Source organism: Mesorhizobium sp. M7A.F.Ca.US.002.01.1.1 (genome assembly GCF_004022955.1).
In the GTDB taxonomy this organism is placed as follows: domain Bacteria; phylum Pseudomonadota; class Alphaproteobacteria; order Rhizobiales; family Rhizobiaceae; genus Mesorhizobium; species Mesorhizobium ciceri.
In genome coordinates, this window is the sequence record NZ_RZQE01000609.1 from 1 (window position 1) to 2,912 (window position 2,912).

General features: G+C 63.8%; 3 protein-coding genes. All 3 read left to right on the top strand.

Annotated elements, in window-relative coordinates:
- Window positions 1-135: 135 nt before the first annotated feature.
- Window positions 136-822 (top strand): hemolysin III family protein, encoded by a 687-nt coding sequence (locus EN932_RS32785; RefSeq protein WP_063170358.1) that lies wholly within the window; start codon window positions 136-138, stop codon window positions 820-822.
- Window positions 823-926: 104 nt separating this feature from the next.
- Window positions 927-1,952: a MotA/TolQ/ExbB proton channel family protein gene (locus tag EN932_RS32790; protein WP_013529124.1), complete on the top strand. Its 1,026-nt coding sequence runs from the start codon at window positions 927-929 to the stop codon at window positions 1,950-1,952.
- A gap of 1 nt (window position 1,953) precedes the next feature.
- On the top strand, window positions 1,954-2,912 hold a 959-nt coding region (locus tag EN932_RS32795; protein WP_128369393.1), incomplete at its 3' end, for a peptidoglycan -binding protein.

Sequence of the window (2,912 nt, forward strand, 5' to 3'; positions counted from 1 at the left end):
CTCCTCTCGTTGACAGGCAAGCCGCGCCGACAAACCGCCGCGCTGATGCGCCGCAGTCGCAAAACCGCAACGGAAGCTTGAAATACTGCCCGGCGAGCGCCCAGATTGGAGGGCGCGGCGCAGGAACCCGGCTTAGTGAGAGACAACGAACCCTACCCCGATATCCCGTTCATCGGACGCTGGCACTATTCGCGTGCCGAGATGATCGCTGACGGTATCGTCCACGCGGTCGGCATCGTGCTGGCGATATCGGCCGGTTCCGCGCTGCTGGCGCTGGCGGCGTTTCGTGTCGGACCCGGCGAATACATCGCCGCCGCCTTCTACGTGGTTTCGCTGCTCACCGTGCTCTCGGTGTCGATGACCTACAATCTGTGGCCGGTCTCGTCGCCGGCAAAATGGGTGTTGCGGCGTTTCGACCACGCCGCGATCTATCTGCTGATCGCCGCGACCTATACGCCTTTCCTGGCGCAGCTCGAAGGCTCGCCGCTGGCGCGCTGGATGATCGTGCTGGTCTGGACCGCGGCAGCGCTGGGCATTGCCGTCAAGGTGTTCTTTCCCGGCCGTTTCGACCGGCTGGCGATCGGCTTCTATCTCGCCATTGGCTGGAGCGGCATCATCCTGGTCAAGCCGCTTGTCCAGACGCTACCGACGACATCGATAGCGCTGATCGTTGCCGGCGGCATCGTCTACTCCTGCGGCGTCATCTTCTTCGCCTGGAAGGGGCTGCGCTTCCACAATGCGCTGTGGCACGGTTTCGTCGTCACCGGCGCCAGCCTGCATCTGGCCGCCATGGTCGACTGTCTGGTCATCAATCGCCTCTGACACTATCGACGCGGCAATATTGCCAAGCGCCATTCAATTTGGTCACAATTCCGTTTAGAGTCGCGGTTTACGTGATCGGCGGCGGCATCGGAAACGGGGCACGGATGGCTTTTCTCAGATCCTTCGGCATGGGCAGACGTTCTGATGTCCTGATCTACGACCCGCATAAATTATCGAGCCCGCAGGTCTTTCTGCTGACCATGGTGATCTTCCTGGTCATCGTCGCCTTCATCGCCGCCATCCTCACCCGACAGATCTCAACCGCCTTTGGCAGCAATCCCGGCCTCAATGGCCTGATCGTCGGCGTGCTGGTGGTCGGCATCCTTTTGGCCTTCGCCCAGGTTGGGCGACTGTTTCGCGAAGTGCGCTGGGTCAACTCCTTCCGTGCCGGCTCGGAGACGACCGAACCGGTGCTGCTGGCGCCGATGAAGGCGATGATCGGCCGTTCCTCGGCGATGGCCTTCTCGACCAGTTCGATGCGCACCATGCTCGATTCCATCGCCACGCGCCTCGACGAAAGCCGCGACACCTCGCGCTATCTCGTCGGCCTGCTGGTGTTCCTCGGCCTGCTCGGCACCTTCTGGGGACTGTTGAACACCATCGGCTCGATCCGCGAAACCATCGAATCGCTCGATCCCGGCACCGGTGACGCCGCCGCGGTGCTCGATTCCCTGAAGCAGGGGCTTTCGGCGCCGCTGGCCGGCATGGGCACCGCCTTCTCGTCCTCGCTGTTCGGCCTCTCCGGCTCGCTGGTGCTCGGCTTCCTCGACCTGCAGGCCGGCCGCGCCCAGACGCGCTTCTACACCGAACTGGAAAACTGGCTTTCCTCGGTCACCGACCTGTCGTCGGACATCGTCGTCGCCGACCCGGCCAAAACCGAATCCTCCGACGAGATCCGGGTGCTGTCGGAACGGCTGCGCTCGATGCAGGAGAATGGCGGCGGCTCCAACCCGCGCGTCGCCACCGCCATGGCCAATCTCGCCGACGGCATTTCCGGCCTGGTCAAGAATATGCGCTCGGAACAGCAGATCATGCGCGACTGGGTCGAGGCCCAGTCCGACGAGCAGAAGGCGATGCGCAACACGCTGGAAAAGATCGCCGATGCCCTGAAGAAGCCCGGAGTGCACTGAAGTGGCGCTCGCCAGGGGCCGGCGCACCGATCGCCGCATCGACTACTGGCCGGGCTTCGTCGACGCGCTGTCGACGCTGCTTTTGGCGATCATGTTTCTGCTCACGGTCTTCGTGCTGGCGCAGTTCCTGCTGGGACGCGAAATCTCCGGCAAGGATACGGCGCTCTCGCGCCTCAACTCGCAGATCAACGAACTGACCCAACTGCTGGCGCTGGAGCGCTCGACGGCGCAGGACAAGGATGATTCCCTGGCCAATCTGCAGGCGTCGCTGTCGGCCGCGCAAGCGGAAAAGAGCCGGCTCGAACGATTGCTGGCGCAAGGTGCCGGTGCCGGCGACGCCGCCAATCAGCGTGCAGCGGCGCTCGGCGGCGAACTCGACAGCCAGCGCCAGATCAGCCAGCAGGCGCTGAGCCAGGTCGAGATACTCAACCAGCAGATCGCGGCGCTGCGCAAGCAGATCGGCGCGCTCGAGGATGCGCTCAACGTCTCCGAAATCCGCGACCGCGATTCCAACACCAAGATCGCCGATCTCGGCCGCCGCCTCAACGTCGCGCTGGCGCAGCGCGTGCAGGAGTTGAACCGCTACCGCTCCGACTTCTTCGGCCGTTTGCGCGAAATCCTCGCCGACCGCGAGAACATCCGCATCGTCGGCGACCGCTTCGTCTTCCAGTCGGAAGTGCTGTTCCCAACGGGCTCCGAGGTGATCAACGATGCCGGCAAGGTCGAGATGAAGAAACTCGCCGACGCCATCATCGAGTTGCAGAAGGAAATCCCGCCCGAGATCAACTGGGTGCTGCGCGTCGACGGCCATACCGACAACAAGCCGCTCTCCGGCACCGGCCGCTACCGCGACAATTGGGAACTGTCGACGGCGCGTTCGACCTCGGTGGTGAAATTTCTGATCGAGAACGGCGTGCCGGCCAACCGCCTGGTCGCGGCAGGCTTCGGTGAGTTCCAGCC

Coding starts and splice junctions, on each gene's coding strand:
- EN932_RS32790 (WP_013529124.1), top strand. CDS start 927: ATGGCTTTTCTCAGATCCTTCGGCATGGGCAGACGTTCTGATGTCCTG.